Source organism: Streptomyces sp. NPDC042002 (assembly GCF_055588305.1).
This window is the reverse complement of sequence record NZ_JBVJCT010000005.1, coordinates 134192-160983: the sequence shown is the minus strand read 5'-3', so window position 1 is coordinate 160983 and position 26792 is coordinate 134192. Positions and strand designations below refer to the sequence as shown.

The following is a 26792-nucleotide window of genomic DNA, read 5'->3' as shown; positions in this document are numbered from 1 at the left end:
AGGAGGTCGTGAAGACCGACGGGTTGGAGGAGGGGAGAAGCGGCGGGACTGAGGGGGCCGAGGCGGCGGTGACCCGGCCCCCTGGAGGGGCGTTCAGCCCTTGATCGCGCCCTGCATGATCCCGCCCACGATCTGCTTGCCGAACAGCAGGAAGGCGATGAGCAGCGGCAACGTGCCGAGCAGCGCGCCCGCCATGATCACGGCCTGGTCGGGGACGTAGCCGGTACCCAGTGACATGAGGGCGACCTGCACGGTCGGGTTCTGCTGGTTCAGGGCGATGATCGGCCACAGGAAGTCGTTCCAGGCCATCACGAACGTCAGCAGTCCGAGCACCGCCATGGCCGGGCGAGCCGCCGGGAAGACGACGTGCCACACCACGCGCAGACTGCTGGCGCCGTCGACCCGCGCCGCCTCGATCAGTTCGGTGGGCAGCGCCTGTACCAGGTACTGCCGCATGAAGAACGTACCGAAGGCACTCACCAGGGTGGGCAGGATGACCGTCTGGAGCTGGTTCGACCAGCCGAGGTCGCTCATCCACAGATACAGCGGTACGACGGCCAGCTGCGGCGGGATCATCATCGTGCCGATGGTCAGCAGCAGCAGCAGACCGGAGAACTTGAACCGCAGTTTGGCGAAGGCGAATCCGGCGAGCGTGGAGAACACGACCGTACCGACGGTGATGGTCCCGGCGACGATCGTGGAGTTGACCATCGCGGTGCCGAGCCCGGCCTGTTCCCACGCGGCCTGGAGGTTCTTGAACAGGTTCGCGCCGAACCACAGCGGCGGCGGTGTCTGCGCCAGCCGCTCGTTGTTGCGTGAGGCCGCGATGGCCGTCCAGACCAGCGGAGCGAGCGAGACCAGCGCGAAGACGGTCAGGACGACATAGGTGACCGGACCCGCGTGCATCTGCTTGCCGGCGCCGAGCACCCGGCGGCGGCCGGGGACCCGGCCGGCCGGAGTCCCCTTCGCCGCTGCCTGAGGGGCAGTCAGTTCAGTGGTGGTCATTGGGATTTCCTCAGCCGTCGGGTGATCAGCAGGTTGACCGCGGCGACGATCAGCAGGATCAGGAACATCGTCCACGCGATCGCTGACGCCTTGCCGAGGTTGCCGATGCGCCAGCCCTGGTCGTACATGTACAGGCCGAGCGTCTGGTACTGGTGCGCGGAGCCGCCCGTCGAACCGCTGACCCCGCCGAACAGGAGCGGCTCACCGAACAGCTGTGTCGCGCCGATCGTGGACACGACCACCGTGAACAGGATCGTCGGCCGCAGCATGGGGACCGTCACGTGGCGGAACTGCTGCCAGCGGCCGGCCCCGTCGAGAGCAGCCGACTCGTACAGGTCGCTGGGGATCGCCTGCATCGCCGCGAGGTAGATCAGCGCGTTGTAGCCGGTCCACCGCCAGATCACGATCGAGGAGACGGCGAACTGACCGCCCCAGTCGGACTCGCGCCAGTTGATCGGGTGGACCCCGACGAAGTGCAGCAGCCAGTTGATCATGCCGCCGTCCCACGCGTACAGCAGCGTGAAGACCAGCGTCGCCGCCGCCACCGAGGTGGCGTACGGGGTGAGCATCACGACCCGCCACACGGTCGAGCCGCGCAGCCGGTAGTTGAGCAGGTGGGCGATCCCGAGCGCGATGAGCAACTGCGGCACCGTGGAGATCACGCCGATGGTGAAGGTGTTCTCCAGGGCGTTCCAGAAGAACTCCGAGGACAGCAGGTTCTTGTAGTTGTCCAGGCCGGCCCAGGTCTGGTGGTCCAGACCCGACAGCTGCACGTTGTGCAGCGAGTACCAGGCCGTGTAGAGCAGCGGTACGAGCCCGAAGGCACCGAAGATGACGAAGAACGGGGTGATGAACGCGTACGGCGACGCCTTCATGTCCCAGCGGTACAGCCGACTGCGCCAGGAATCCGGGCCGGGCGGCGGCGTACCGCGACCCTGAGCGCCCCGGGCCGCGCCCGGCTGGGAGCCGGGCGCGGCGTCGGCGCTCGTCGCGGGGTGCGCGAGAGCCTGCTTGGAGCTGGTCACTGGCCGAGCACGTCCTTGATCTCAGCCTTTGCCGCGTTCCAGCCCTGGTCGGGAGTCTTGCCCTTCTGCTCGACCTGGAGGATGCCCACGTCGGTGATCGCGGTACCGATCGGCTGGTCCTTGGTGCCGAAGTACTGGACCGGGATGGTCTTCGCCGAGTCGCCGAAGATCTGCGTGATCGGGGCGTCGGAGAAGTACGCCGTGGTGTCGGCGGCCGGCTTCAGGTTCGCGTACGCCCCCGGGGTCGAGGGGAAGCTGGCCTGCTTGGCGAAGACCGTCGCCTGCTGCTCCGGCGCGGTCAGCCACTTGGCCAGCGCGACGGCCTCCTTCTGGTGCTTGCCCGCCACCGGCACGCCGAGGAACGAACCGCCCCAGTTTGCCGCGGTCGGCGCCGCCGCCACGTCCCACTTGCCCTTGCCCGAGGCGCCGGACTTCTGCTCGATGTAGCCGACCATCCACGCGGGACAGGCCACGGTCGCGAACGAGGCCTTGGCGAAGCCCTGGTCCCACGTCGGGTCGAACTGCTTCAGCTTCGCCGACATGTTGCTGGTCGCCACCTCCATGGCGGTGTTCCAGGACTTCTTGACACCCGTGGACTTGTCCCAGATGACGTTGCCGTCCTTGTCGTAGTACCGCTGGCTCTCGCCACCGAGGGCCGCGTTGTAGACCGAGGAGGCGGAGTCCACGAACTTGGTGCCGCTGGGCGCCTTCTTCATGTAGTCCTTGCCGACGGCGACGTACTTGGACCAGTCGCCCTTCCACTGCGCGGCGAGCTTGGTGCGGTCCGTCTCCAGACCGGCCTTCGCGAAGAGGTCCTTGCGGTAGCAGATCGCCATCGGACCGATGTCGGTGCCGAGCCCGATCGTCTTGCCGTCCTTGGTGGTGGCCTGGGCGGTCTTCCAGTCCAGCCACTGCGACTTGTCGACGTCCTTGCCGAGGTCGACGAACTTGTCGGCCTGGGTCTGGACGGCCTCGGTGATGTTGCCGACCTCGATCGCCTGGACGTCGTCGGTGCCGGAACCGGCCTGGAGACGGGTGAGTGTCTTGGGCCAGTAGACGTCGGTACGAGTGGTGACGTTCTCCTTGATCGAGATGTTCGGGTGCAGCTTCATGTACTCGTCGTAGAGACCGGCCTGCTTGTAGCCGAACACGCCGAACGTCCCGATGGTCAGCGTGGTCTTGCCCTTGCCGCCTCCTCCGTCCGAGTTCGACGAACCGTCGTTCGAGTCCTTGGAGCAGCCGGCCAGCAGCCCTGCGGTCATCGCTGCGACGGCCGCTATGGCCGCCAGCCTGCGGGACCGGCGGGTACTCGTACGCATTGCGTCCTCCTGTTGCCTGACGTGCCGACCCCCCGGCCAACTGCATTGGTGGCGCCCGTTGTTACTCGCTGCGGCTCGGGCGGGGAACGTGCGGGTTGTGTATGTGTCAGGTACTGTGGGAGCGCTCCCACCAGTGATGTGTTGAAGAGTCGTCGGTTCCGGCGAGGGTGTCAAGGGTGGGGGAGCGGAGAGATGCGTTCAGTTATCGGCCTGTTAGCTGAAGATGTCATTCCGCCACATGGCCAGAAGAGTCTTATACCCGTCGGGCGTTCGAAGGCGAGCGCCCGACGGGGCGGGGGCTCCCCGGGGCGGCGGCCCAGCGGCGCTCGCTTCCCCGGACGGGGCTGTTAGATTCCAGGCCAACTTGGTGTCGACGGGAGGCGGAGCCCATGGCAGTCCACGGAGCGCGGGGCCGCAGCGGTGGGCGGCCGACCCTCGAAGAGGTGGCCGCGCGCGCGGGAGTGGGCCGCGGCACGGTCTCCCGGGTGATCAACGGCTCCCCGCGGGTCAGCGACGCGACCCGCGCCGCGGTCGAGGCGGCGGTCGCGGAGCTCGGGTACGTCCCGAACACGGCGGCCCGCGCCCTCGCGGCCAACCGCACGGACGCGATCGCCCTGGTCGTCCCCGAACCGGAGACCCGTTTCTTCGCGGAACCGTACTTCTCGGACATGCTGCGCGGTGTCGGTGCCGAACTCTCCGAGACCGAGATGCAGTTGCTGTTGATATTCGCGGGCAGCGACCGGGAGCGGCAGCGGCTGGCCCAGTACCTCGCGGCGCACCGGGTGGACGGCGTCCTGCTGGTCTCGGTGCACGCCGACGACCCGCTCCCCGACCTGCTCTCCCAACTGGAGATCCCGGCGGTGATCAGCGGCCGGCGCTCGGCCGAGGAGACGCTTCCGTCGGTGGACTCCGACAACTACGGCGGCGGGCGCGCGGCCGTGGAGCATCTGATCTCCCGGGGCCGCCGCAGAATCGCGCACCTGGCCGGCCGCATGGACGTCTACGGCGCCCAGCGACGCGTCGACGGCTACCGCCAGGGACTGCTCGACGCGGGCCACCCGGTGGACGAAGGCCTGATCGTCCCCGGCGACTTCACCGAGGAGGGCGGCCGGCGCGCCATGTCCCTGCTGCTGGAGCGCTGCCCCGACCTCGACGCCGTCTTCGCCGGCTCCGACGTCATGGCGGCGGGCGCCCGCCAGGTGCTGCGCGAGAGCGGGCGCCGCATCCCCGACGACGTGGCGCTGATCGGCTACGACGACTCCGCCATCGCCCGTCACATGGATCCGCCCCTCACCAGCGTCCGCCAGCCCATCGTGGAGATGGGCCGCGCCATGATCGACCTCCTCCTCGGCGAGATCGCGGACCGCCGCCCCGCGGTCTCCCGGGGTCTTGAGAAGCGGCAGCTCGTGCTGCCGGCGGAACTGGTGGTGCGGGCTTCGTCCTAGGGCGCCCGGATTCATTCGGGGCGTGCGGCCTGCGCTTCTGTCCTTCGTGGGCGGCCGGGTAGGGCAGGCTGGCGTCCATGGTCCTGCATCCCTTGCTGGGAATCGATGAAGTGCCCGCCGTGGAGTCCTATCTGGGCCGGGTGGGCGAGGTGTTCAGGGTGTTCGAGGAGCAGGACTCGGGGTGTGTGTCGTACGGAGTGCGGCTGCTCGACGGCGCCCGGTGGTTCGTCAAGGAGGCCGTCAACGAACGCGGTCGCTGCTCACTCGAACGAGGATGGGCATTTCACCGGGCCGTCCGGCACACGGCGATCGTCCCGCAGGTCCACCGGATCGCCGTGCGGGACGACTGGGCGGTGGTCATGCCCTGGCGCTCCGGCGAGGTGCTCCACCACCCCACCGCGAACGGGCCCCATGACCGTAAGAGTCCGGGCAGCCCGATGACCCGCTTCCGGTCGCTTCCCGCCGCCGAGGTGCTGCGCGCCTTCGACCGGGTCCTCGACGCGCACCTCACCGTGGAGGCCGCCGGCCAGGTCGCCGTCGACCTCTACGACGGCGCGCTGCTCTACGACTTCAGCGCCGGCGCCGTCCACCTGATCGACCTCGACGAGTACCGGCCGGGCCCCTTCGTCCTCGACGACGAACGGCTGCCGGGATCACGACGGTTCATGGCCCCCGAGGAGTTCGTCCGCGGCGCCGTCATCGACACCCGTACGACCGTGTTCACCCTCGGCCGCGCCGCCCGGCTCCTGCTCGACGCGGGTGACGACGAACGCGCCTGGCGCGGCACCGCGCGGCAACTGGCCGTCGTCGAACGCGCCACCTTCCCCGACCCGGACGACCGCTACGCCGACGTGCACCGCTTCGCGGCCGCGTGGCACGCGGCCGGGGCGTCCCGGGAGCGGTGAGGTCACCGTCGTACCGTCAGCTCCCAGCGGACCTCGCCGTCCTGGAGGACAGCCGTCGCGGTGAGTCCCGCCGCCGCGGCGACGGCGGCGGACACGTGGTGAGAGGGGTGCACATGGGCCACGACCGTGCGCACGGGGAACGCGCTGACCACATGCCGGACCAGCGACCGCGCCGCCTCCACCGCGTATCCCCGCCCCTGCCAGGGCGTGCCCACCACCCAGGCGACCTCCGCGACCTCTCCCGACACGGTCGCCTGGACCGTCCCCACCAGGCATCCCCGCGTACGCTCCCGCAGCACCCAGTTGCACCAGGTCACGGCGGGATCGGGTGAGCCGGCGACGAGGCGCGCGTACCGTGCCCGCAGCGCCCCCGGAGTGTCCGGCGCCCCGCCGATGAAATCGTGCAGCGCCGGATCCGACAGGACCTCGGCCATCTCCTCGGCGTGCTCGACACGCAACGGGAGGAGATCGAGCCGGGCGGCGCGGGCCGTCGGCTCGGTGACCGCGCCGGTGACGGGCTCGGCGGGGTGGTCCCGGCGGACGGCTTCGGGGGTGGGGGGTTCTTCGGGAGGACGCACGAGGGGAGCGTACGGGCCCGGGGCCGGCGCCGGCTTCCGCGGAGTCCCGGCGGACCGGCGGCGTACGGCGGAGCGGCTGCCGGCGTGCCCGGGAACGCAATCAGCCGGTGACCTGTTCAACAGGTCACCGGCTGATTGCTCAGGGTGAGTGACGGGACTTGAACCCGCGGCCACCTGGACCACAACCAGGTGCTCTACCAACTGAGCTACACCCACCATGTCCGGTCTTCGTGCTTCTCCGACCGGCCGAGAAAAAGTGTACAGGGTCCGAAGGGGTGCTCGCGCACGGCTTTTTCCGGGGCCCATCAGGGCCCCGTCAAAGGCCTATTCGGCGGGCAGGACGTGCTTGGCCGCGATGGTGCGGGCGGTGTCCGAGTCGGGGCCGGGCTGCGGGACGAAGACCGCCTCGCGGTAGTAGCGGAGCTCGGCGATGGACTCGCGGATGTCGGCCAGGGCGCGGTGATTGCCGTTCTTCTCCGGGCTGTTGAAATACGCCCGGGGATACCAGCGGCGGGCCAGCTCCTTGACGGAGGACACGTCCACGATCCGGTAGTGGAGATAGCCCTCCAGCGTCGCCATGTCGCGCAGCAGGAAGCCGCGGTCCGTGCCGACGGAGTTCCCGCAGAGCGGGGCCTTGCCCGGCTCCTTGACGTGCTCACGTACGTACGCCAGGACCTGCGCCTCGGCGTCCGCCAGGGTCGTGCCCCCGGCGAGCTCCTCCAGCAGGCCGGAGGCCGTGTGCATCTGGCGCACCACGTCCGGCATCGTCTCCAGGGCCGCGTCCGGCGGGCGGATCACGATGTCCACACCGTCGCCGAGCACGTTCAGCTCAGAGTCGGTGACCAGCGCGGCCACTTCGATGAGCGCGTCATCCGACAGCGAGAGTCCGGTCATCTCGCAGTCGATCCACACCATGCGATCGTTCATGTGTCTCACCCTACGGCCCGCCCTCGTCCGGTGGACCCGCCCGTACGCCCGCCGGGGCGGCGGATCGTTCCGGGGCCGGGCCCACGTGCGAAGGGGCCCGCACCCGAAGGTGCGGGCCCCGCGCGTCTTCCCGTCGCCGTACTACGGCGCGCTGCGCTGTCCGGGCAGGCTCGGCCTGCCCGCGGCGTACAGCTCCGCCCGCTCCCGCATCGCCTCCGCGGAGAGCGACGCGGCAGCGCCCATGGCGCCGGCCGCCGCCGTGCGGCGGGTCTGCATCGGGACCGGGCCCGAGTGCTCCTGGTGCAGCGACGACGGCGGTCCGACCGGACCCGTCGGGCCGTCCGGATCCGTGGACCGGTCGGCCTGCGGCCTGCGAGCGCGGTACGCCGCCCGGTACGCGGCCGGGGACGAACCCAGCTGCCGCCGGAAGTGACCCCGCAGCGCGACCGGTGAACGGAAGCCGCAGCGGCCCGCGACCTCGTCGACCGAGTAGTCGGACGTCTCCAGGAGGCGCTGTGCCTGCAGGACGCGCTGAGTGATCAGCCACTGCAGGGGAGCGCTTCCGGTGAGCGAGCGGAACCGGCGGTCGAAGGTCCGGCGGCTCATGTAGGCGCGAGCCGCCAGCGTCTCGACGTCGAACTGCTCATGGAGATGCTCCAGCGCCCAGGCGACGACCTCCGCGAGGGGGTCGGCACCGATCTCCTCCGGCAGTGACCGGTCGAGGTAGCGCTCCTGGCCGCCGCTGCGCCGTGGTGGGACCACCAGGCGCCGGGCGAGCGCGCCGGCCGCCTCGTTGCCGTGGTCCGTCCGCACGATGTGCAGGCAGAGATCGATTCCGGCCGCCGTACCCGCCGATGTCAGCACGTCGCCGTCGTCCACGAAGAGCTCGCGGGGGTCGACGTGCACCGACGGATAGCGCTTGGCCAGGGTCGGTGCGTACATCCAGTGGGTGGTCGCCGGACGGCCGTCCAGTAAACCGGCCGCCGCGAGCACGAAGGCGCCGGTGCACAGCCCGACTATGCGGGCGCCTTCCTCATGAGCGCGGCGCAGTGCGTCGAGCGCCTCCTCAGGTGGTGGCGAGGTGATCGACCGCCAGGCGGGCACGACGACCGTGCCGGCCCTGGAGATCGCTTCCAGGCCATGTGGTGCGGTGAGTTCCAGGCCCCCTGTGGTCCGCAGCGGGCCTTCCTCGCCGGCACACACCAAAAGGCGGTAGCGCGGCACGCCGGCGTCCTGGCGGTCAATCCCGAACACCGACAACGGTATGGAACTCTCGAAAATGGGGCCGCCGCTGAACAGCAGCACCGCGACGATCTCCTTGCGGCGTCGCCCGGACAGCTTCCGGGCCGCGGCTTCCGGCGCGGCAGTGGAGTCGTGGCTCATCCTGCTAAGCCCCCCTCGGTGGTCGCGGCTCCTCGGTTGTGTCGCTCCTGCACGTTTCCCCTCGGTCCTGCACGAGTCCCCCGCCGTAAGACAAGATCGAATCTACTGTGTTCGCTGGCGCCAAGGTGACCAGTTCGGTACTCCGCAGAATGTCGACATGGCAACTTGGCGTGAAGCATTCGATCACGAAGCGTTGCACTCGTGGGCGCCGCAGGGAAGTGCGCCTCGTGGCAGTGGCCAATCCACGTAGGGTGCGCGCGCCCTCCGTACCCCTTTAGGCGCAGGTCGAACGGGGGTTGGGGGGTCGTTCGAGCAAGGGATGGGCCACAGCCAGAAGTTGGCTGAAAAGAAGCGTAGGTGTACGCGCAAACCGGTCAGTCGACCGGCTTGTTTCCCCCACTGTGACGAGCGCCTCGGTGAACTCCCGTGCCGCTTCCGCCCCGTGGATCGGCCACCGGGCACGCTCCGCTCGCGCGCCCCGCGCGCCCCGCGCCGCCCGCGCTCCCCGGACCACTCCTCCCGTGCCGCCCGCGCTGCCGCGGGGTGTGCCGGCGGGCGCGCGAGCGGGACGCGCCCCGTCGCTCCTCGGCCAGGACCGCCGCCCCGCGCTCGGACTGGCGGAGCAGGACCAGACAGGCCCCGGTCACGGCCGCGAGACCGAGGGCCGTGCCCGCCGCGCCGGCGAGCGAGGTGCCGTACCAGAGGAGAACCACCGGGACCAGGACGCAGCTGAAGGCAGCCCACCGGATCACATCGCTCACGGTGTCGGTCACGGGCGGCGCCGAGGGGCGCGTTCCGCAGTGCGATCCGGAATGTGTTCCCGATCGCGATCCTGACGGGGGTGCCGCGTGCGACGGGGAGGGACTGGAGGGAGTGGACGGGGTGGAGGGGGCGGAGGAATGGGGGGCGGTGTCGGGTCCGGGCACGTGCTGCTCCCTAGTACTCCGGTGTTCTCCGTGTTCTCCATGGCGTCTGTTTCCCATGGCGGCGGCTGCGACCGGTTCAACGCGCGTTCGACCGGCCGGTCACTGCCCGGCCGGTGGCGTGTGTGGACGGAAGGGGGCCGACCGGCTCCGTACGGTGACGGGAGTCCGCGTTCCCGGGGAGCCTGAGCAAATTCCCGGGGTACCTTGCGCAAACCGCCTGTACGGGGCAGCAACCATTGCGTTACGGGCGTCCTCTCATGCATGCTCCCTGGAACCGCGTAAGGCGCGCGGGATCTGGGCAGAGGAGGCGTGCCGCCGTACCCTTGGGGGTATGGGGTTGGGAAGATGTTTCCCAGACACAGCTCTGCCGTTCGTTGTCGTCCCCACCACGAGGATCCAAACGCCGAGACACCCATGGCCGGTCACGAATTCTTCGATCCCGCGGACCGCAAGCGCCCGCTCGCCGATCCCACGGCGGCCGAGCCCCTGGCGGCGGAAGAACTCCGCCACTCCTGCGATCCAGCCTTCAAGCACGGCGTCGTCGTCGGTTTCGACGGCTCGACGTCCAGCGAGCGCGCCCTCGCCTACGCGATCGGGATGGCGCACCGCTCGGGCTCCGGCCTGATCATCGTCCATGTGGCCAACCGGCTGCCCACCACGGTGTGGGCGGGCTGCGAGCCACCGGTCTTCGTCGACGTTCCCGACCACCGCACCGAGGTGCTGGGGCTGGAGCTCGCCTGCGCCGAATACCTCTCCGAGGTGCCCTGGATCCTGGTCGAGCGCGGCGGTGACATCTGCCACGAACTCGAAGAGGTGGGCCGGGAGTACGAGGCGGACGCGATAGTGGTCGGCTCCACGCACGGCATCGTCGGGCGCATCTTCGGCTCGGTCGCCGGACGGCTCGCCAAGCGCGCCAAGCGGCCCGTCATCGTCATTCCGTAACGCACCGTCATCCCAGGTGGAATGGCCCCTGGGGCGCGGGGCGTTCTGCGTGCGGCGCGTCAACCTACTGGTGCGTAGAGGTGTTTGTGCCTTTGTGAAGGGCATATACGGGACGCCGGTCCTACGCGGCGACCGGTACGGCGCAGCACGACTGCACAGGCATGAAGGGAGCCCGCCGTGGACAACGAAGTCTCTGCGGGAAGCACCACCACGATCATAGGAAGACTCGCGCTCGGCGTCACCCTGCTGGCCTTCGGCCTCGGGTACACCGACTTGATCGACGGAGTGACGGCGGCTGACGCCGTGTCACTGGCCCACTACGTAGGCGGCGTCGCGCTCTTCGTCGCCGGCCTGCTCGCCTTCCGCGACCGTGACACGGCCACCGGTACGGCCTTCACGGGACTCGGAGCCCTCTGGTTCACCTGGGCCGTCTCGGCCGGTGCCCAGGTCTCCGACAACGCGGCGGGACTCTTCCTGCTGCTCTTCGCGCTCGTCGTGCTGTCGCTCGCCCTCGCGGGCGGGGACGTGCTCGGCCAGGGCGCCTACGGACTGTTCTTCGTCTCCCTGCTGCTTCTCGCCATCGGCCGCTTCGCCGACAGCTCCGAACTGGCCAAGGCCGGCGGCTGGTTCGCCGTCGCGGCCGGCGCGGTCGCCTGGTACGCGGCGACCGCGGCGCTCGCCCACTGGCCCACGGCACTTCCGCGACGCGCCGCCGGCCGGGGAGTGACGGCCACCGGCTGACCTCGGCGCGGGCCGGGGTATTGGGCGGCTCCGGCCCTTGAAGAGCGATCCCCGTGCGCGGGTGGTGCGCACGGGGATCGCTCATGTCCGGCCGCCGGCAGGGGACTTGCGCGGCGGCGGATCATTCGGAGGTGGATCGTTCGGTACCGGTCCGTTCGGTCCGGACCGCCGGGTGGCCGACTACTCGACGGTGACCGACTTGGCGAGGTTGCGCGGCTTGTCGATGTCCCGGCCGAGCGCCAGCGCCGTGTGGTAGGCGAGGAGCTGGAGCGGGATGCCCATCAGGATCGGGTCCAGCTCGTCCTCGTTCTTCGGGACGAGGATCGTCTGGTCGGCCTTCTCCTGGTGGCGGTGCGCGACGGCGAGGATCTGGCCGCTGCGGGCCTTGATCTCCTCCAGGGCGGCGCGGTTCTTCTCCAGCAGGTCGTCGTCCGGGACGATCGCGACGGTGGGCAGCGCCGGCTCGATGAGCGCCAGCGGGCCGTGCTTGAGCTCGGAGGCCGGGTACGCCTCGGCGTGGATGTACGAGACCTCCTTGAGCTTCAGCGAGGCCTCGCGAGCCACCGGGTAGCCCCGGACGCGGCCGATGAAGAGCATCGAGCGGGCCTCGGCGTACTGCTCGGCCAGCTTCTTGATCTCCTCCTCCTGCTCCAGGATCTCGGCGATCTGCGCGGGCAGCCTGCGCAGGCCCTCGATGATCCGCTTGCCGTCACGGACCGAGAGGTCACGCGTGCGGCCGAGGTGCAGGGCGAGCAGCGCGAAGGCGACGGTGGTGTTGGTGAAGCACTTCGTCGAGACGACGCAGACCTCGGGGCCCGCGTGCACGTACATGCCGCCGTCCGCCTCGCGGGCGATCGCCGAACCGACCACGTTGACCACGCCGAGCACCCGGGCGCCCTTGCGCTTCAGCTCCTGGACGGCGGCCAGCACGTCGTAGGTCTCACCGGACTGGGAGACCGCGATGTACAGGGTGTCGGGGTCGACGACCGCGTTGCGGTAGCGGAACTCGGAGGCCGGCTCGGCGTCCGCGGGGATACGGGCCAGCTCCTCGATCATCTGGGCGCCGATCATGCCCGCGTGGTACGAGGTGCCGCAGCCGAGGATCTTCACGCGGCGCACCGCGCGCGCCTCACGGGCGTCCAGGTTCAGGCCGCCGAGGTGGACGGTGGAGAACCGGTCGTCGATACGGCCGCGCAGCACGCGGTCCACGGCCTCGACCTGCTCGTGGATCTCCTTGTGCATGTACGTGTCGTGGCCGCCCATGTCGTACGACGCGGCCTCCCACTCCACGGTGGTGGGCTCGGACGTCGTACGGGTGCCCTCGGTGGTGTACGTCCGGAAGTCGTCGGCCTTGAGCGTGGCCATCTCGCCGTCGTCCAGCGTGACTATCTGGCGGGTGTGGGTGACCAGGGCGGCGATGTCCGAGGCGACGAACATCTCCTTCTCGCCGATGCCGAGCACGACGGGGGAGCCGTTTCGCGCCACCACGATGCGGTCGGGGAAGTCGGCGTGCATCACCGCGATGCCGTAGGTGCCCTCTATGACGCGCACCGCCTCGCGGACCTTGTCCTCCAGCTTCTCCTGCTGGGAGCGGGCGACCAGGTGGGTGAGGACCTCGGTGTCGGTCTCGGAGAGGAACTCGACGCCGTCGGCCTCGAGCTTCTTGCGCAGGTCGGAGGCGTTGTCGATGATGCCGTTGTGGACGACCGCGACCTTGTTGTCGGCGGACATGTGGGGATGCGCGTTCTCGTCGGAGGGGGCGCCGTGCGTGGCCCAGCGGGTGTGGGCGATACCCGTGGTGCCGGCGAAGCGCTTGGGGACCTTGGCCTCCAGATCGCGGACCCGGCCCTTGGCCTTGACCATCTTCAGGCCGGCCGACTTCGGGGAGGTCACGACTATGCCCGCCGAGTCGTAGCCGCGGTACTCCAGGCGCTGAAGGCCTTCGAGGAGCAGCGGGGTCACGTCACGCCTGCCGATGTATCCGACGATTCCGCACATATACGTAGAGTCCCTCAGCCGTAAACGATGCGGCGCAACTGCCTGAGCGTGAGCTCCTGCGGCGCGACCGCCCGATATTTCAGGTCCGCTTCGATCCGCTCGAAGATCGACGCGTTCACCAGGCCCTGGGCCTGGAGTTCGCGGTGGCGGCGACGGACGAACTCCTGGGTCGTCTCGTCGAAGTAGGCGAGCACGTCCTGGATCACTCGCAGCGCCTCGCCCCGGTTCAGGGGGGTCGACCGCGTCAAATGATCAACGAGTTCGTCGTGCACCCGTTGATCCTGGGGTACCGGAAGACGTTTCGCAAGAATCCTGCCCGATATCGGGCAAGGGGGTGTTGGATCTCTTATGGTGTGCTGTTTACAGGCTGTCCATCCGGCGTCTTGCGCCGCGTCGATTGCCAGGAGCAACTTCTGGTGCCATGGACACTCCACGCATGGGCGTACCCGAGCAACTCGCCGAGAAGATGACCATGGCCGAGCAGTACGAGTACCTTCGCGCCAAGTTCTCGCGGCGCAACATGATCAGAGGCGGCGCCGTGACCATCGGCGCCGTCGCCGGCGGTGCCTTCGTGCCCGGCGTCGCACAGGCCGCCGTCCCGACGCGGCGGACCGCCGCCCCGACCTCGACGGAGAAGGTGGACGGCGCGCTCGTCGCCCCCTTCGGCCGCCACCTCGCCTTCGGCAACGACCCCCGCACCGAGATGACCGTCTCCTGGCAGGTGCCGGCCGCGGTCAGCAGGCCCTACATCCGCATCGGCGCCCACCCCTGTGACCTCTCGCGCAAGATCGAGGCCGAGGTGCGTACCCTCTACACCCCGGCCGGCGTGGGCGCGAGCGGCGACCACACCCAGTACTACCTGCACGCCAAGCTCACCCACCTGCGCCCCGGCAAGACCTACTACTACGGCGTCGGCCACGCGGGCTTCGACCCGGCCGAGCCCCACCTCCTCGGCACGCTCGGCACCTTCACCACCGCGCCCTCGCACGCCGAGCCCTTCACCTTCACCGCCTTCGGCGACGAGGGCGTCGGCTACCACGGCCTCGCCAACGACGCCCTGCTGCTCGCCCAGAACCCGGCCTTCCACCTGCACGCCGGCGACATCGCGTACGCGGACCCGTCCGGCGCGGGCAAGAAGGAGGACACCGGCTTCGACTCGCGCGTCTGGGACCAGTTCCTCGCCCAGACCGAGACGGTCGCCAAGCAGGTGCCGTGGATGCCTGCGTACGGCAACCACGACATGGAGGCCTGGTACTCGCCCAACGGCTACGGCGGCGAGGAGGCCCGCTGGACGCTGCCGGACAACGGCCCCGACAAGGCCAACCTGCCCGGCGTCTACTCCTTCGTCCACGGCAACACGGCGATCATCTCGCTGGACGCCAACGACATCTCCTTCGAGATCCCGGCCAACCTCGGCATCTCCGGCGGAACCCAGACCAAGTGGCTGGAGACCCAGCTCAAGAAGTACCGCGCCTCGCGGGACATCGACTTCATCGTGATCTTCTTCCACCACTGCGCGTACTGCACCTCCACGGCGCACGCCTCGGAGGGGGGCGTGCGACAGGAGTGGGTGCCGCTGTTCGACAAGTACACCGTCGACCTGGTGATCAACGGCCACAACCACCAGTACGAGCGCACCGACGTGATCAAGGCGAACGCGGTCACCAAGAAGCTGCCGATCGGCGGCACGGCGTACACGGAGACCGACGGTGTCGTGTACGTGACGGCGGGCGCGGCCGGCCGCAGCCTGTACGCCTTCACCGCCCCCGAGTCCTACGAGGGCAAGGAGAACGAGGTCGAGTCCGTCGCCTCCTTCATCAACCTCAAGGACGGCAAGCAGGCCGAGACGGTCGCCTGGTCGCGCGTGCGCTACCTCAACTACTCGTTCCTGCGCGTCGACGTGAAGCCGGCCCCGAAGGGCCGCCTGGCGACCCTGACGGTCCGCGGCATCGCCGAGACCGGTGCGGAGGTCGACCACTTCACGGTCGCACGCCGGGCCAAGTAGGTACCGGGCACACAGGTACCGAGCACACAGGTACGTAGATACACAGGCACGTAGATACACAGGCACGTAGGTACCCCAGGCACACAGGTACCCAGGTACGCCCGGAAGGCGGGGCGTACCGCCTCCCTGGCCGGTGGCCCGCTCCCGCGAGCGGCGGTCGGTCCTCGTCCGCCCGTTCCTACAGGCGTTTGAGGACCGCCTGCTTGGCCAGGGTGAACTCCTCGTCCGTCAGGACGCCCTCCCGGTGCAGGTCGCCGAGTTCGCGCAGTCTGCGCAGGAGGGCGTCGTGGTCGGCCTCGGGTCCGGGATCGGGGTCGGGGGCCGCCGCCGGCGTCCCGGCCGGCCGGTCCTGCGCCGCCGCCGCAGGGTGCGGCAGCCGCGCCTGCACGGCCGCCGCGACCAGCGCCATCAGCGGGTCCTTCTTGAAGCCCCACAGCTCAACGGAGTTGGGGTCGTACTTCGGCGGCGCCTTGGTGTCGGCGCCGCGCACGGTGAAGCGCAGACAGCCGTTCTCCAGCCCCGCCGCCGGGCGCCACTCGACGGCCGTGATGTCGCCGAGGGCGAGGGTCCGGGCGCCCGACGCGGACTTCGCGTCCTCCGTCTTCCAGTTCCACTCCAGGCGTACGCGTTCGCCGTCGAAGCTCGCCGTGCCGTCACCGGCGGAGGCGGACAGCGGCACCGCCGGGCCGGGCAGCAGATAGCCGTCGACCGGGTCGGACGGCACCTGGTCGAGGAGCAGCGCGCCCCTGACCTCGTCCACGAAGTACTCGGCGACGCCGAGACGGTCGGCCTCCACCGTGAGCTGATACGGGTCGTTCGGCTCCGCGAGCTTGCCGCCCGTCGCCTGGAGCAGCGGGTCCGCGCCGTCGCGCAGCCGGAGCCTGAGCCGCCCGGCCTTCCTGCCCTGCTCCAGCGAGACACCCGCCAACGCGCCGAGCGGCACGGTGAGTTCACCGAGCGCCCGGCGCAGCAGGCCGACGTTCTTGTCCCGTCCGGGGGTCAGCCGCAGAGCGTCGCCGTCGAAGATCCACGTGCCGTCCCGCTGGATGATTTCCGCCATGACGGGGATTGTTCCACCGCCTCTGCGGGAGAGTGGTCTCGACCAATTGGTTCTCGACCCATTCGAAGGGCACGGCGAAGGGCGCGGCCACTGACGGTCGAAGACCTTCGCCGGACCGAAGGGAGCGCATGTGAGACAGCACCACAGAACGCCCCGCCTTCTCGGTACGCTACTGCTCGTGGCGGCGGCCGGTATCTCCCTCGTCGGCGCGGCACCGCACAACCGGGCCGCCGTTCCGCTGGGCCGCGTCGTCCCGGCCCCCGCCTCCGTCCACCCGGGCGGATCCCCGTACCGCGTCACCGGTGACACCCGCATCCGTGTCGACGACTCGCGCGAGGCCCGCACGGTCGGCGAGTACCTCGCGGACATCCTGCGGCCCTCCACCGGCTACCGGCTGCCGGTCACCTCGCACGGCGCGGGAGCGATCCGGCTCCGGCTCGGCGGCAAGGGGCTGGGCGACGAGGGCTACCGCCTCGACAGCGGCGGCTCGGGCGTCACCATCACCGCCGGACGGCCGGCGGGCCTCTTCCACGGCGTCCAGACCCTGCGCCAACTGCTGCCCGCCGCGATCGAGAAGGACTCCGTCCAGCGCGGACCCTGGCTGATCGCCGGCGGCACCATCAAGGACACCCCGCGCTACGCCTACCGCGGCGCGATGCTCGACGTCTCCCGGCACTTCTTCACCGTCGCCCAGGTCAAGCGCTACATCGACGAACTGGCCCTCTACAAGGTCAACAAGCTGCATCTGCACCTGAGCGACGACCAGGGCTGGCGCATCGCCGTCGACTCCTGGCCCCGGCTCGCGGCCCACGGCGGCTCCACCCAGGTCGGCGGCGGACAGGGCGGCTCCTACACCGAGGCCGACTACCGCGAGATCGTCCGGTACGCCGCCTCGCGCTATCTGGAGGTCGTCCCGGAGATCGACATGCCCGGGCACACCAACGCCGCCCTCGCCTCGTACGCCGAACTGAACTGCGACGGCGTCGCGCCGCCGCTCTACACCGGCACCGACGTCGGCTTCAGCTCGCTGTGCGTGAACAAGCCGCTGACGTACGGCTTCGTGGACGACGTGATCCGCGAGCTGGCCGCGATCACCCCGGGGAAGTACCTCCACATCGGCGGCGACGAGGCGCACTCCACCAGCCACGCCGACTACGTGACCTTCATGGACAAGGTGCAGCCTCTCGTCGCCAAGTACGGCAAGAAGGTGATGGGCTGGCACCAGCTCACCGGGGCCACCCCGGCGAAGGGAGCCATCGCCCAGTACTGGGGGCTCGACGACACCAGCGCAGAGGAGAAGGCGCAGGTCGCCCACGCCGCTCGGAACGGGACCGGGCTCGTGCTGTCGCCCGCGGACCGGCTCTACCTCGACATGAAGTACACCGCCGACACCCCGCTCGGCCAGGACTGGGCCGGACTGGTGGAGGTGCGGCGGGCGTACGACTGGGACCCCGGCGCCTACCTTCCCGGCGTGCCCGCGTCGGCCGTCAAGGGCGTCGAGGCGCCGCTGTGGACCGAGACGATCGTGACCTCCGCCGACATCGACGTCATGGCCTTCCCGAGGCTGCCCGGAGCCGCCGAGCTCGGCTGGTCGCCCGCGTCGACGCACGACTGGGACACCTACAAGGTGCGGCTCGCCGCCCAGGGGCCGCGCTGGGACGCCCTGGGTATCGGCTACTACCGCTCGCCGCAGGTCCCCTGGGCGACCCGCTGACGGGCATGCCGACGGGCGCCCCGGAGGACCGTCTCCGGGGCGCCCGCCCGTCCGTGGGGCTCCTCGCGGAGCCCGGTGCTCAGAACCCGGCGATCGGGTTCTTCAGGGTGCCGACCAGTTGCAGCGCGCCCGAGGGGTCCGTCAGGTCGACCATCTGCCGGTTGTCGCGCAGCTGGAGCCGGTTGAGGCAGGACAGCGCGAACTCGGGCGCGAACAGGTCGTACTGCCGGAACTTGTCGTCGAGTTCGGGCGTCGCCTCCTGGTACGCGCGCACCGACTCGGCGACCGTCCGCCAGAAGTCCTCCTCGGCGAGGACGCCCTCCTCCGCCAACTGGGCCGCCAGGAAGCGGAAGAAACAGTCGAAGACGTCCGTGAAGACGGACAACAGCTTCTGGTCGTCGGGGACTTCGACCCGGATCCGCTCGACCGCGGGCGGCAGCACGGCCTGCGGGTCCATGACCGCGATCTCCTCGGCGATGTCCTTGTAGACCGCCCGCCGCACGGCGCCGTCCTCCAGGACCAGGATGACGTTCTCGCCGTGCGGCATGTAGACCAGGTCGTACGCGTAGAAGCTGTGCAGGAGCGGGGTGAGGTAGGCGCGCAGATAGCGGCGCAGCCACTCCACGGGCGCGAGGCCCGACCGCTCGATCAGCGCGCCCGCGAACGAGGCGCCCTCGTGGTCGACATGGACGAGGGACGCCATCGTCGCGAGGCTCTCGCCCTCCTGGAGCGAGGCGACCGGGCTCTCGCGCCACAGCGCGGCGAGCATCTTGCGGTACGGGGAGTAGCGGTCGGTGGCCGCCTCGTACTCCAGGTGCCGGTAGCCGACGGCCGCCCGCTCGCGGATGACCGACAGACCGGTGGACTTCAGTACCGGGTCGTTCTCGACGAGCTGGGCCAGCCAGTCGTTGATCGCCGGGGTCGCCTCCATGTAGGCGGCGGACAGACCGCGCATGAAGCCCATGTTGAGGACGCTCAACGCCGTCTTCACATAGTGCTTGTGCGGGCTGCTGGTGTTGAAGAACGTCCGGATGGACTGCTGGGCCAGGTACTCGTCGTCGCCCTCGCCGAGACAGACCAGGCGCCGCTGGGCGACCTCGGCGGCGAACGTCACGGACAGCTTGTTCCACCACTGCCAGGGGTGCACGGGTATGAGCAGGTAGTCCTCGGGGTCGAGGCCCTGCCCGGTCAGCGTCCGGGCGAACCGCTCGACCGTCTCGTCGCCCAACTCGTCGCGCACGAAGGACTCGTACTCGATGCCGACTCCCGCCGTGAAGGCGGCCCGTGAGCGGTGCGCCGCCAGCCACACCAGCCGGACCGGGCTCGCGGTCTCGGGGGCGTAGGCCAGGTACTCGCGCACACCGAAGCCGAGCCGCCCGTTGTTGGCGACGAAGCAGGGGTGGCCCTCGGTCATGCCGGTCTCGATGGCCTGGAAGCCGGCGCCGGCCAGCTCGCGGACCGGGATCCGCGGCTTGGTGAGTTTGAAGCAGGTGCCCGAGAGGGTGGAGGAGATCTCCTCCAGGTAGACGGGCAGGACCTCGTCGCTCAGCCCCAGCGACTCCTTCAGTTCGATGAAGAAGTCCAGTGCGGACAGCGGGAGTTCGGCGCCGTCGCGATGCCGGGTGACCGACTCGGCGGCCACCTGCCAGTGGTCGAGGGAACGCAGCACGGCGGTGAACCGGTAGCTCGTCAGGCCGTCGTCACAGCGGACCTCGTACCGGCCGTCCGGCATGCTCCGCGGGGTGATCAGCCGCTCGTGGGCGAACTCGGCGAGTGCCTTGCGGACGAGGAGACGGTTGGCGAGGGCCCAGCGCTCGGGGGAGAGATGGGCGACGCTCTCGGCGAGGGTCATGCCGCCACCGCCTTCGCGAACCGCTCCCGGGTGCAGAAGCTCAACAGCGCCTTCTTCTCCGGCTTCTGGATCTCCCGTACGGGCACGAAGCCGACGGCCTCGTTGAGGGCGTGCACGGCCGTGTTGGCCACGTCGGGCTCGACGACGACCCGGCGGGTAGCCGGGTCGGCGAACAGGTGCTCCATCACCGCGGTGATCACGGCCCGGGTGAAGCCGTGCACGGGCGTGTCGCTCGGCGCGACCAGGAAGTGCATGCCGACATCGCCAGGCTCGGGCTCGTACAGGCCGACGAGTTCGACGTACCTGGGGTCGTAGCGCTCCATCAGGAAGACGGGCTCGCCGTCCAGTAGCCCGAGGAACGCGTCGTGGTGCTCGCTCGCCGCGATGGCCATGTACTCGCGCTCCACGTCGTGCAGTCTCGCCCCCTGCATCATCCAGAAGGCCGCCTTGGGATGCGTCACCCACCCGTGCAGCAGCGGGGCGTCCTCGACGGGGTCGAGGGGGCGGACCGTGAAGGTGCCGATGGCGGTGGCGGTGGTCATATGGAGAACTCCTGGAACGCGATGGTCTTCTCGACCGGGTAGTACTCGGTGCCGAGCAGCTCGCGGATGATGGACGCGTTGCGGTACGGGCCCATGCCGAGGTCCGGTGAGGTGATCGAGTGGGTGTGGACGCCCGCGTTCTGCAGGAAGATCCCGCTTCCCGTGGTGTCGATGGAGTAGTTGCGGGCCACGTCGAAGTTGCCCCGGGTGTCGTAGCGGAGCCGGTCGCGGACCGGTGCGAGGAACGCGGGCTCGGCGTACCGGTAGCCCGTGGCCAGGACCAGTCCCGCCGAACTCAGCTCGTAGTCCTTGCCCTGTTCCTGCTGGCGGAGGCCGAGGGTGTACGTGCCCCCGTCGTAACGCGCGCTTTCGAGCGAGGAGTTGGTGAGGAGCCGCGCGGGGACCGGGCCGCCGAGGTTCTTCTGGTAGAGCAGGTCGAAGATCTCGTTGATCAGCTCGCCGTCGATGCCCTTGAACAGGCCCTTCTGCTCCGACTGGAGGCGGTAGCGGGTCGCCTCGGGCAGCGCGTGGAAGTAGTCGATGTACTCCGGGGAGGTCATCTCCAGGGTGAGCTTGGTGTATTCGAGGGGGAAGAAGCGCGGCGAGCGGGTCACCCAGTTCAGCCGGTAGCCGTGGACGTCGATCTCGCTCAGCAGGTCGTGGAAGATCTCGGCGGCGGACTGGCCGCTGCCGACCAGGGTGATCGACTCCTTGCCCTGTAGCTCCCGCTTGTGCCGCATATAACGGGAGTTGTGGATGAAGTCGCCGCCGAGGTCCGCGCAGGCGTCCGGGACGTGGGGCGAGGTGCCGGTTCCGAGGACCAGGCGCCGGGCGCGCAGCAGTTCACCGGCCTCGGTCCGTACGACGTACACCTCGTCCTCGTACGTCACCTCCGCGACCGTCGTCCCGAAGCGGACGCTGCTCAGCTTCGACGCGGCCCAGCGGCAGTAGTCGTCGTACTCGACCCGCAGCGGGTAGAAGTTCTCGCGGATGTAGAACGAGTAGAGACGGCCCGATTCCTTCAGGTAGTTGAGGAAGGAGTACGGGGAGGTCGGGTCGGCGAGGGTGACCAGGTCCGACATGAACGGGGTCTGGAGGTGCGCGCCCTCCAGGAACATGCCGGAGTGCCACTCGAAGTGGGGCTTCGACTCCAGGAAGACGCCGCTGAGTTCTGCGATCGGCTCGGTCAGGCAGGCGAGGCCGAGATTGAAGGGCCCGAGCCCGATCCCCACGAAGTCGTAGGTCGTGTCCGTGGATTCAGCAAGCGCGGTCAAGGGACTCTCCCAGGTACTGCTCGGCGTGGCCGGCGATCAGGTCGAGGACGGCGGTGATGTCGTCCGTCGTGGTCTCGGGGTTGAGCAGGGTGAACTTCAGGTAGTGGCGTCCGCCGACCTTGGTGCCCGCGACGACGGCGTCACCGGAGGCGAACAGGGCCTTGCGGGCGTAGAGGTTGGCGCGGTCGATCTCGGCCGGGTCGGTGACGGCGGCCGGGATGTACCGGAAGACGAGGGTGGAGAGCGAGGGCCGCACGACGACGTCGAAGCGCGGGTCGGCGGCGAGCAGTTTCCAGCCTTCCGCCGCCAGGTCGCAGACCTCGTCGAAGAGTTCGCCGATGCCGTCGGCGCCCATCACGCGCAGCGTCATCCACAGCTTCAACGCGTCGAAACGGCGGGTGGTCTGGAGGGACTTGTCGACCTGGTTGGGGATGCGCTCCTGGACCATCCGGCGCGGGTTGAGGTACTCCGCGTGGTAGGTCGCGTGACGCAGGGTCGAGGCGTCCCTGACCAGTACGGCCGAGGAACTCACGGGCTGGAAGAAGGACTTGTGGTAGTCGACGGTGACGGAGTCGGCGCGCTCGATGCCGTCGATGCGGTCCCGGTTGCTCAGCGAGGTGAGCAGTCCGCAGCCGTAGGCCGCGTCCACGTGCATCCAGGCGCCGAACTGGGAGCACAGCTCGGCGATTTCGGGCAGCGGGTCGATGGAGCCGAAGTCGGTGGTGCCCGCGGTGGCGACGACGGCCATCGGGACGAGGCCGTCCCGCCGGCAGCGTTCCAGCTCACGGGCGAGGGCGACGGTCTGCATGCGCTTGTCGTGGTCGACGGGGATCGGGACGACGGCGTCGGCGCCGAGTCCGAGGAGTCTGGCCGACTTCTTGACGCTGAAGTGGCTGGCCTCGGAGGCGAAGATACGCAGTCTGCCGAGGCTGTTCCCTGCCTCCTCTCCGTCCTCGCCGGGCTTGGCCTCCTCGCGGGCCAGCAGCAGGGCCTGGAGGTTGGACTGGCTGCCGCCGCTGGTGAACACGCCGTCGGCGGCCGGGCCGAGGCCGATCCGCTCGTTGGTCCAGTCGATCAGCTTGCGCTCGATGAGGGTGCCGCCGGCCGACTGGTCCCAGGTGTCCAGGGAGGAGTTGACGGCGGAGAGGACGGCCTCGCCGAGCACGGCAGGGATGACGACCGGGCAGTTGAGGTGGGCGAGGTAGCGGGGGTGGTGGAAGTAGATCGCGTCCTGGAGGTAGACCTCTTCGAGCTCGTCGAGGACGGCCGTGGTGTCGTGCAGGGGCTTGTCGAGGTCGATCCGCTCGATGCGGGGAGCGAGGTCGTCGACCGTGACACCCGTGAACGGGCGTTCGGTGGTGGCGAGTCTGGCCGCCACCCGCTCGACGCCTTCGGTCACGGAGCGGCGGTACCGGTCCGCGGTGGTGTCGTTGAGCAGGTGCGAGCGCATGTGGGGGTCCTCCGTGCGGGGGAGAGTCCGAGCGGGACAGGAGAAGGGGCGAAGTCGCGACGTTCAACTTAGGTTAGCCTAACCTAAGTCGATCGTGCGACCCCGCCCCACCTGGGTCTTTCGTGGCGCACGCCCCGGATCGGCGCCGGACCGTTCCGGACTTCCGGGAGGCGCCGCGGGTGCCCGCGAACTACTCGCCCCGCTCCCGGAGTTGCTCCTCGCTCAGCCCCTGCCGCCAGTAGCCCACGAAGGTGACCCGCCCGCGGTCGATGCCGCGCTCGCGCACCAGATGGCGGCGCAGTTCCTTCACGCGGCCGGACTCGCCCGCGATCCAGGCGTACGGGGCCTGGGCGGGCGGGAGTTGGGCCGCCCGCAGGGCGTCGAGCGTCAGGGACGAACCCGGTGAGCCCAGGGAGCTCGCGTCGGAGCGTTCGTCCCGGACGAGCCAGGTGATCTCGGCGTCGGCCGAGGTCGCCAGATCCTGGATGTCGGCGGCGTGGCGGACCTCCAGCCAGGCGCGGACGCGCAGGCCGGCCGGCAGCGATTCGAGGATGGCGGAGACTGCGGGGACGGCCGTCTCGTCGCCCCACAGGACGACGAGGTCGGTGTCCGCGGGCGGCCGGAAGCGGATGGCCCGGTTGTCCTCGACGGCGGGGCCGAGCAGGACGACCCGGTCACCGGCCCGCGCGCTCGACGCCCAGCGCGAGGCGGGCCCCGCCGGGGCGGCCGCACCCGGCTCCAGGCCGTGCAGCGCGAAGTCGATGTCGATCTCGTCGGGATCGCGGCGCAGTTCGCGCAGGGTGTACGAGCGCATCACCGCCCGTACGTCGTCGGGCAGTTCACGCCAGCCCTGCCACCATCCGTCGCCGAGTTCGATCGGCACGGCCGGATCGCTCTGGCCGGGGTGCGGGAGGAACAGGGACAGGGACTGGTCGCGCCCGTCGGAGTGGAACGCGCTCAGGTCGGGCCCGGCGAAGGTCACCCGGAGCAGAGACGGGCCGAGCCGCCTCGTCCCTGCGACCTGGAGGGAGAAGAAACGGAACGGGGCGGCTACGGCCGTCGTCATGAGTGCTCCTGAGTCATCGTCAGGGGGTCGCGGACGGGGTCGCGAAGGAGGTCTCAGGCGACTTTCTTCGCGTTCTCGATGGCCTCGGCGAGCTTGTCGAGGATCGGGGTGCACTTGTCGTACGACAGGATCGGCTCGGGCGTCCGGGCGATGACCTGGCCGGCCTTGACGGCGGGCAGCTTCTTCCAGGTGGCCTCGGTGATGTCGGCCGGCTGGATGGTCGAGGAGCGGTCGTCCATGATGATGATGTCGGCCGGGTACTTGTCGACGTTCTCCCAGCTCAGGTTCTCGAACCAGCCGCCGCTGGCCTTCAGGGCCTTGGCGGAGGGCTCGACGATGTTCACGCCGAGCGCCTTGAAGTACTCCAGGTCGATGGAGAGGTTGGAGCCGGAGACGTAGAAGATGTCCTGGCTCGCGCTGCCGGCGAGCACCTTGATCTCGGGGCGGGCCTTGGCGGCCTTGCGCAGCCGCTCGGCGGCCGTCTCGAACTTCTTCTTCGCCGCGACGGTCTTCGCGGACTTCACGTCGGCGCCGAGTGACTCGGCCAGCGCGAGCATCCGCTGGAGCGGCTGGGGCATCTGGACGTCGTAGACGGAGACGCCGACGCTCGGGGCCAGCTTGAGGATCTTGTCCTTGGACTCCTCGGGGACGTACCAGAGGGTGCCCGCGGTGTCGAACATCGTCGAGATGAGGACGTCGGGGGCGAGGCCCGCGTACTTCTCGATGTTGAACTGGCCCCACTCGTTGCCGAGGATCGTCACCTTGCTGATGTCCATGTCGCCGGCCTGGACGTCGGCCTTGCCGTCCTTGGTCTTCGTCGGGCCGAACACGCCCTTGACCTCGATGCCGTAGTCGAACAGGGCGGCGGCGACACCGGTGAAGGCGACGATGTTCGCCGGAACCTTGTCCAGCTTCACGGTCGTGCCGCGGTCGTCCTCGAACGTCCACGGGCCGGACTTCTCGGCGGCCTTCGTCGAGTCCGGGCCACCGTTTTTCGAGGCGTCGTCGTCGCCGCAGGCCGCGAGGACGGCACCGAGGCCGAGGGCGCCGCCCGCGGCGAGGATGCCGCGACGGGTGAGGTGGGTGGCACGGGCGTTGGGCATGAGTGTGGCTGCTTTCGGCACGGGGCGGGAGCGCCCGCCGGACGAGTTCAAAGGTAGGTTAGCCTAACCTCAGTTCTTGTCCAGGGGGCGGGTTCGCCGAGGCCGGATCAGCGGCCCGCCGGTGCGGTGCCGCCGTTACGCGGCGGGCTCGCCCGTGGGGTCCCGCCGCTGACGCGACGACATCGCGGCTCCCGGCTGGGCGCCGGATACCGCGATGCGTCAACTCACCCGCATCGTGTGTCCAGTTCGCGCTCCCGATGGATGGTCAGGCCTTGATCTTGGGTGGGAGTGTGGCGCCGGACGCGCCGAGGCCACCGTCGGACGGGTGTCCGACGGTGGCCTCGATGTACCGGCTCTGCGCGAAGATCAGCCCGTGAGCCCCAGCTCCCGCGCGATCAGCATCCGCTGCACCTCGCTCGTGCCCTCGCCGATCTCCAGGATCTTGGAGTCGCGCCACATGCGGGCGACCGGGTACTCGTTCATGAAGCCGTAGCCGCCGTGGACCTGGGTGGCCTCACGGGCGTTGTCGACGGCGATGGTGGAGGAGTACAGCTTGGCGATGGCCGCCTCCTTCTTGAAGGGCTCGCCCGCGACGAGACGGGACGCGGCGTCGCGCCAGCCGACGCGGGCCATGTGGGCCTTCATCTCCATGTCGGCGATCTTGAACTGGATCGCCTGGTTGGCGCCGATCGGGCGTCCGAACGCGTGCCGTTCCTTGGCGTACTTGACCGACTCGTCGACACAGCCCTGCGCGAGACCCGTGGCCAGCGCCGCGATGGCGATGCGGCCCTCGTCCAGGATGCGCAGGAACTGCGCGTAGCCGCGGCCCTCCTCGCCGAGCAGGTTGGCCGCCGGGACGCGCACGTCCGCGAAGGACAGTTCACGGGTGTCGGAGGCGTTCCAGCCGACCTTCGAGTACGGGGCCGCGACCGTGAAGCCCGGGGTGCCGGAGGGGACGATGATCGCGGAGATCAGCGGCTTCCCGTCGGGCTTGCGGCCGGTGACGGCGGTGACCGTCACCAGACCCGTGATGTCCGTGCCGGAGTTGGTGATGAAGCACTTGCTGCCGTTGATGACCCACTCGTTGGTCTCGGGGTCGAGCCGGGCCGTCGTACGGGTCGCGCCCGCGTCCGAGCCGCCGTCCGGCTCGGTGAGGCCGAAGGCGCCCAGGATCTCGCCGGAGCACAGACGGGGGAGCCACTCCCGCTTCTGCTCCTCCGTGCCGAAGAGATGGATCGGCATGGCACCCAGCGAGACGCCCGCCTCCAGGGTGATGGCCACGGACGAGTCGACCCGGGCCAGCTCCTCCAGGGCGATGCCGAGGGCGAGATAGTCGCCGCCCATGCCGCCGTACTCCTCGGGGAACGGCAGCCCGAACAGGCCCATGCGGCCCATCTCCCGCACGATCTCGTACGGGAATTCGTGCCGCTCGTAGAAGTCGCCGATCTTCGGTGCCACGACGTCGTGGGCGAACGCCTCCACCGTACGGCGGAGTTCTTCGAGTTCGGGGGACAGGCGGTGGTCCAGGGACA

General features: G+C 69.7%; 23 protein-coding genes and 1 tRNA gene. 6 read left to right on the top strand and 18 right to left on the bottom strand.

The window, feature by feature from the left end:
- Positions 1-93 precede the first annotated feature (93 nt).
- Genes ACZ6KY_RS10595 through ACZ6KY_RS10585 form a run of 3 tightly spaced genes read right to left on the bottom strand, consistent with a single transcriptional unit; the run spans position 94 to position 3349 of the window.
- Positions 94-1005 carry a carbohydrate ABC transporter permease gene (locus tag ACZ6KY_RS10595; RefSeq protein ID WP_469309948.1) on the bottom strand — a complete coding sequence of 304 codons (912 nt, stop codon included), beginning with the start codon at positions 1003-1005 and terminating at the stop codon, positions 94-96.
- Complete coding sequence (locus ACZ6KY_RS10590) at positions 1002-2030, bottom strand: carbohydrate ABC transporter permease (protein ID WP_469309947.1); 1029 nt, start codon at positions 2028-2030, stop codon at positions 1002-1004. Before ACZ6KY_RS10590 ends, ACZ6KY_RS10595 begins: the two co-directional genes overlap by 4 nt.
- Positions 2027-3349: an ABC transporter substrate-binding protein gene (locus ACZ6KY_RS10585; protein ID WP_469309946.1), complete on the bottom strand. Its 1323-nt coding sequence runs from the start codon at positions 3347-3349 to the stop codon at positions 2027-2029. Before ACZ6KY_RS10585 ends, ACZ6KY_RS10590 begins: the two co-directional genes overlap by 4 nt.
- 389 nt (positions 3350-3738) lie before the next feature.
- Between ACZ6KY_RS10585 and ACZ6KY_RS10580 the strand changes: the two genes are divergently transcribed.
- Together ACZ6KY_RS10580 and ACZ6KY_RS10575 are read left to right on the top strand one after the other, a co-directional pair.
- Complete coding sequence (locus ACZ6KY_RS10580) at positions 3739-4794, top strand: LacI family DNA-binding transcriptional regulator (protein ID WP_469309945.1); 1056 nt, start codon at positions 3739-3741, stop codon at positions 4792-4794.
- Positions 4795-4871: 77 nt separating this feature from the next.
- Positions 4872-5699, top strand: coding sequence for a serine/threonine protein kinase (locus ACZ6KY_RS10575; protein WP_469309944.1), 828 nt, complete (start codon positions 4872-4874; stop codon positions 5697-5699).
- Between the two features lie 2 nt (positions 5700-5701).
- Here the strand turns inward: ACZ6KY_RS10575 and ACZ6KY_RS10570 are convergent, their stop codons facing one another.
- The 5 genes from ACZ6KY_RS10570 to ACZ6KY_RS10550 form a co-directional block, all read right to left on the bottom strand.
- On the bottom strand, positions 5702-6277 hold the full coding sequence (locus ACZ6KY_RS10570) for a GNAT family N-acetyltransferase (RefSeq protein ID WP_469309943.1): 576 nt from the start codon (positions 6275-6277) through the stop codon (positions 5702-5704).
- 143 nt (positions 6278-6420) lie between these two features.
- Positions 6421-6493 (bottom strand) — tRNA-His (locus tag ACZ6KY_RS10565).
- Between the two features lie 108 nt (positions 6494-6601).
- Positions 6602-7204, bottom strand: coding sequence for an oligoribonuclease (gene orn, locus ACZ6KY_RS10560; protein WP_469309942.1), 603 nt, complete (start codon positions 7202-7204; stop codon positions 6602-6604).
- Positions 7205-7345: 141 nt separating this feature from the next.
- Positions 7346-8587, bottom strand: coding sequence for a helix-turn-helix domain-containing protein (locus ACZ6KY_RS10555; protein WP_469309941.1), 1242 nt, complete (start codon positions 8585-8587; stop codon positions 7346-7348).
- 374 nt (positions 8588-8961) lie between these two features.
- Positions 8962-9360, bottom strand: coding sequence for a hypothetical protein (locus tag ACZ6KY_RS10550; protein ID WP_469309940.1), 399 nt, complete (start codon positions 9358-9360; stop codon positions 8962-8964).
- Positions 9361-9927: 567 nt separating this feature from the next.
- Between ACZ6KY_RS10550 and ACZ6KY_RS10545 the strand changes: the two genes are divergently transcribed.
- Together ACZ6KY_RS10545 and ACZ6KY_RS10540 are read left to right on the top strand one after the other, a co-directional pair.
- On the top strand, positions 9928-10455 hold the full coding sequence (locus ACZ6KY_RS10545) for a universal stress protein (RefSeq protein WP_328555400.1): 528 nt from the start codon (positions 9928-9930) through the stop codon (positions 10453-10455).
- Between the two features lie 177 nt (positions 10456-10632).
- A complete protein-coding gene (locus tag ACZ6KY_RS10540) occupies positions 10633-11196 on the top strand; it encodes a GPR1/FUN34/YaaH family transporter (RefSeq protein ID WP_469309939.1) in 564 nt (187 codons plus the stop codon).
- A 180-nt stretch (positions 11197-11376) separates the two neighbouring features.
- Here the strand turns inward: ACZ6KY_RS10540 and glmS are convergent, their stop codons facing one another.
- Together glmS and ACZ6KY_RS10530 are read right to left on the bottom strand one after the other, a co-directional pair.
- Positions 11377-13194, bottom strand: a complete 1818-nt coding sequence (glmS, locus tag ACZ6KY_RS10535; protein WP_469309938.1) for a glutamine--fructose-6-phosphate transaminase (isomerizing) — start codon at positions 13192-13194, stop codon at positions 11377-11379.
- Positions 13195-13208: 14 nt separating this feature from the next.
- The gene (locus tag ACZ6KY_RS10530) at positions 13209-13466 is read right to left on the bottom strand and encodes a hypothetical protein (RefSeq protein WP_469309937.1); all 258 of its coding nucleotides are present in this window, start codon (positions 13464-13466) and stop codon (positions 13209-13211) included.
- A gap of 149 nt (positions 13467-13615) precedes the next feature.
- Between ACZ6KY_RS10530 and ACZ6KY_RS10525 the strand changes: the two genes are divergently transcribed.
- Positions 13616-15199 carry a purple acid phosphatase family protein gene (locus tag ACZ6KY_RS10525; protein WP_469309936.1) on the top strand — a complete coding sequence of 528 codons (1584 nt, stop codon included), beginning with the start codon at positions 13616-13618 and terminating at the stop codon, positions 15197-15199.
- Positions 15200-15377: 178 nt separating this feature from the next.
- Here ACZ6KY_RS10525 and ACZ6KY_RS10520 read toward each other — a convergent pair whose 3' ends face one another.
- On the bottom strand, positions 15378-16259 hold the full coding sequence (locus ACZ6KY_RS10520; protein WP_469309935.1) for a DUF4429 domain-containing protein: 882 nt from the start codon (positions 16257-16259) through the stop codon (positions 15378-15380).
- A gap of 130 nt (positions 16260-16389) precedes the next feature.
- On the opposite strand from ACZ6KY_RS10520, the gene ACZ6KY_RS10515 reads away from it, so the two are divergent.
- On the top strand, positions 16390-17973 hold the full coding sequence (locus ACZ6KY_RS10515) for a beta-N-acetylhexosaminidase (RefSeq protein WP_469309934.1): 1584 nt from the start codon (positions 16390-16392) through the stop codon (positions 17971-17973).
- Positions 17974-18052: 79 nt separating this feature from the next.
- On the opposite strand, the gene ACZ6KY_RS10510 is transcribed toward ACZ6KY_RS10515, so the two are convergent.
- The 7 genes from ACZ6KY_RS10510 to ACZ6KY_RS10480 form a co-directional block, all read right to left on the bottom strand.
- Positions 18053-19825, bottom strand: a complete 1773-nt coding sequence (locus tag ACZ6KY_RS10510; RefSeq protein ID WP_469309933.1) for an IucA/IucC family protein — start codon at positions 19823-19825, stop codon at positions 18053-18055.
- A complete protein-coding gene (locus ACZ6KY_RS10505) occupies positions 19822-20367 on the bottom strand; it encodes a GNAT family N-acetyltransferase (protein ID WP_469309932.1) in 546 nt (181 codons plus the stop codon). Before ACZ6KY_RS10505 ends, ACZ6KY_RS10510 begins: the two co-directional genes overlap by 4 nt.
- Positions 20364-21641 carry a lysine N(6)-hydroxylase/L-ornithine N(5)-oxygenase family protein gene (locus tag ACZ6KY_RS10500; RefSeq protein WP_469309931.1) on the bottom strand — a complete coding sequence of 426 codons (1278 nt, stop codon included), beginning with the start codon at positions 21639-21641 and terminating at the stop codon, positions 20364-20366. Before ACZ6KY_RS10500 ends, ACZ6KY_RS10505 begins: the two co-directional genes overlap by 4 nt.
- On the bottom strand, positions 21625-23091 hold the full coding sequence (gene desA / locus ACZ6KY_RS10495; RefSeq protein ID WP_469309930.1) for a lysine decarboxylase DesA: 1467 nt from the start codon (positions 23089-23091) through the stop codon (positions 21625-21627). Before desA ends, ACZ6KY_RS10500 begins: the two co-directional genes overlap by 17 nt.
- Positions 23092-23281: 190 nt before the next feature.
- Positions 23282-24157 carry a siderophore-interacting protein gene (locus tag ACZ6KY_RS10490; RefSeq protein WP_469309929.1) on the bottom strand — a complete coding sequence of 292 codons (876 nt, stop codon included), beginning with the start codon at positions 24155-24157 and terminating at the stop codon, positions 23282-23284.
- 53 nt (positions 24158-24210) lie between these two features.
- The gene (locus ACZ6KY_RS10485) at positions 24211-25260 is read right to left on the bottom strand and encodes an ABC transporter substrate-binding protein (RefSeq protein ID WP_469309928.1); all 1050 of its coding nucleotides are present in this window, start codon (positions 25258-25260) and stop codon (positions 24211-24213) included.
- 366 nt (positions 25261-25626) lie between these two features.
- Positions 25627-26787, bottom strand: a complete 1161-nt coding sequence (locus ACZ6KY_RS10480; protein ID WP_469310128.1) for an acyl-CoA dehydrogenase family protein — start codon at positions 26785-26787, stop codon at positions 25627-25629.
- Positions 26788-26792 lie beyond the last annotated feature (5 nt).

What these genes read in the sequence shown, in the direction of transcription:
- desA (WP_469309930.1), bottom strand. Translation starts at nt 23,091, where the DNA reads ATGCGCTCGCACCTGCTCAACGACACCACCGCGGACCGGTACCGCCGC.
- ACZ6KY_RS10490 (WP_469309929.1), bottom strand. Translation starts at nt 24,157, where the DNA reads ATGACGACGGCCGTAGCCGCCCCGTTCCGTTTCTTCTCCCTCCAGGTC.
- ACZ6KY_RS10595 (WP_469309948.1), bottom strand. Translation starts at nt 1,005, where the DNA reads ATGACCACCACTGAACTGACTGCCCCTCAGGCAGCGGCGAAGGGGACT.
- ACZ6KY_RS10545 (WP_328555400.1), top strand. Translation starts at nt 9,928, where the DNA reads ATGGCCGGTCACGAATTCTTCGATCCCGCGGACCGCAAGCGCCCGCTC.
- ACZ6KY_RS10510 (WP_469309933.1), bottom strand. Translation starts at nt 19,825, where the DNA reads ATGACCCTCGCCGAGAGCGTCGCCCATCTCTCCCCCGAGCGCTGGGCC.
- ACZ6KY_RS10525 (WP_469309936.1), top strand. Translation starts at nt 13,616, where the DNA reads ATGGACACTCCACGCATGGGCGTACCCGAGCAACTCGCCGAGAAGATG.
- ACZ6KY_RS10520 (WP_469309935.1), bottom strand. Translation starts at nt 16,259, where the DNA reads ATGGCGGAAATCATCCAGCGGGACGGCACGTGGATCTTCGACGGCGAC.
- ACZ6KY_RS10580 (WP_469309945.1), top strand. Translation starts at nt 3,739, where the DNA reads ATGGCAGTCCACGGAGCGCGGGGCCGCAGCGGTGGGCGGCCGACCCTC.
- ACZ6KY_RS10585 (WP_469309946.1), bottom strand. Translation starts at nt 3,349, where the DNA reads ATGCGTACGAGTACCCGCCGGTCCCGCAGGCTGGCGGCCATAGCGGCC.
- ACZ6KY_RS10575 (WP_469309944.1), top strand. Translation starts at nt 4,872, where the DNA reads ATGGTCCTGCATCCCTTGCTGGGAATCGATGAAGTGCCCGCCGTGGAG.
- ACZ6KY_RS10555 (WP_469309941.1), bottom strand. Translation starts at nt 8,587, where the DNA reads ATGAGCCACGACTCCACTGCCGCGCCGGAAGCCGCGGCCCGGAAGCTG.
- orn (WP_469309942.1), bottom strand. Translation starts at nt 7,204, where the DNA reads ATGAACGATCGCATGGTGTGGATCGACTGCGAGATGACCGGACTCTCG.
- ACZ6KY_RS10485 (WP_469309928.1), bottom strand. Translation starts at nt 25,260, where the DNA reads ATGCCCAACGCCCGTGCCACCCACCTCACCCGTCGCGGCATCCTCGCC.
- glmS (WP_469309938.1), bottom strand. Translation starts at nt 13,194, where the DNA reads ATGTGCGGAATCGTCGGATACATCGGCAGGCGTGACGTGACCCCGCTG.
- ACZ6KY_RS10505 (WP_469309932.1), bottom strand. Translation starts at nt 20,367, where the DNA reads ATGACCACCGCCACCGCCATCGGCACCTTCACGGTCCGCCCCCTCGAC.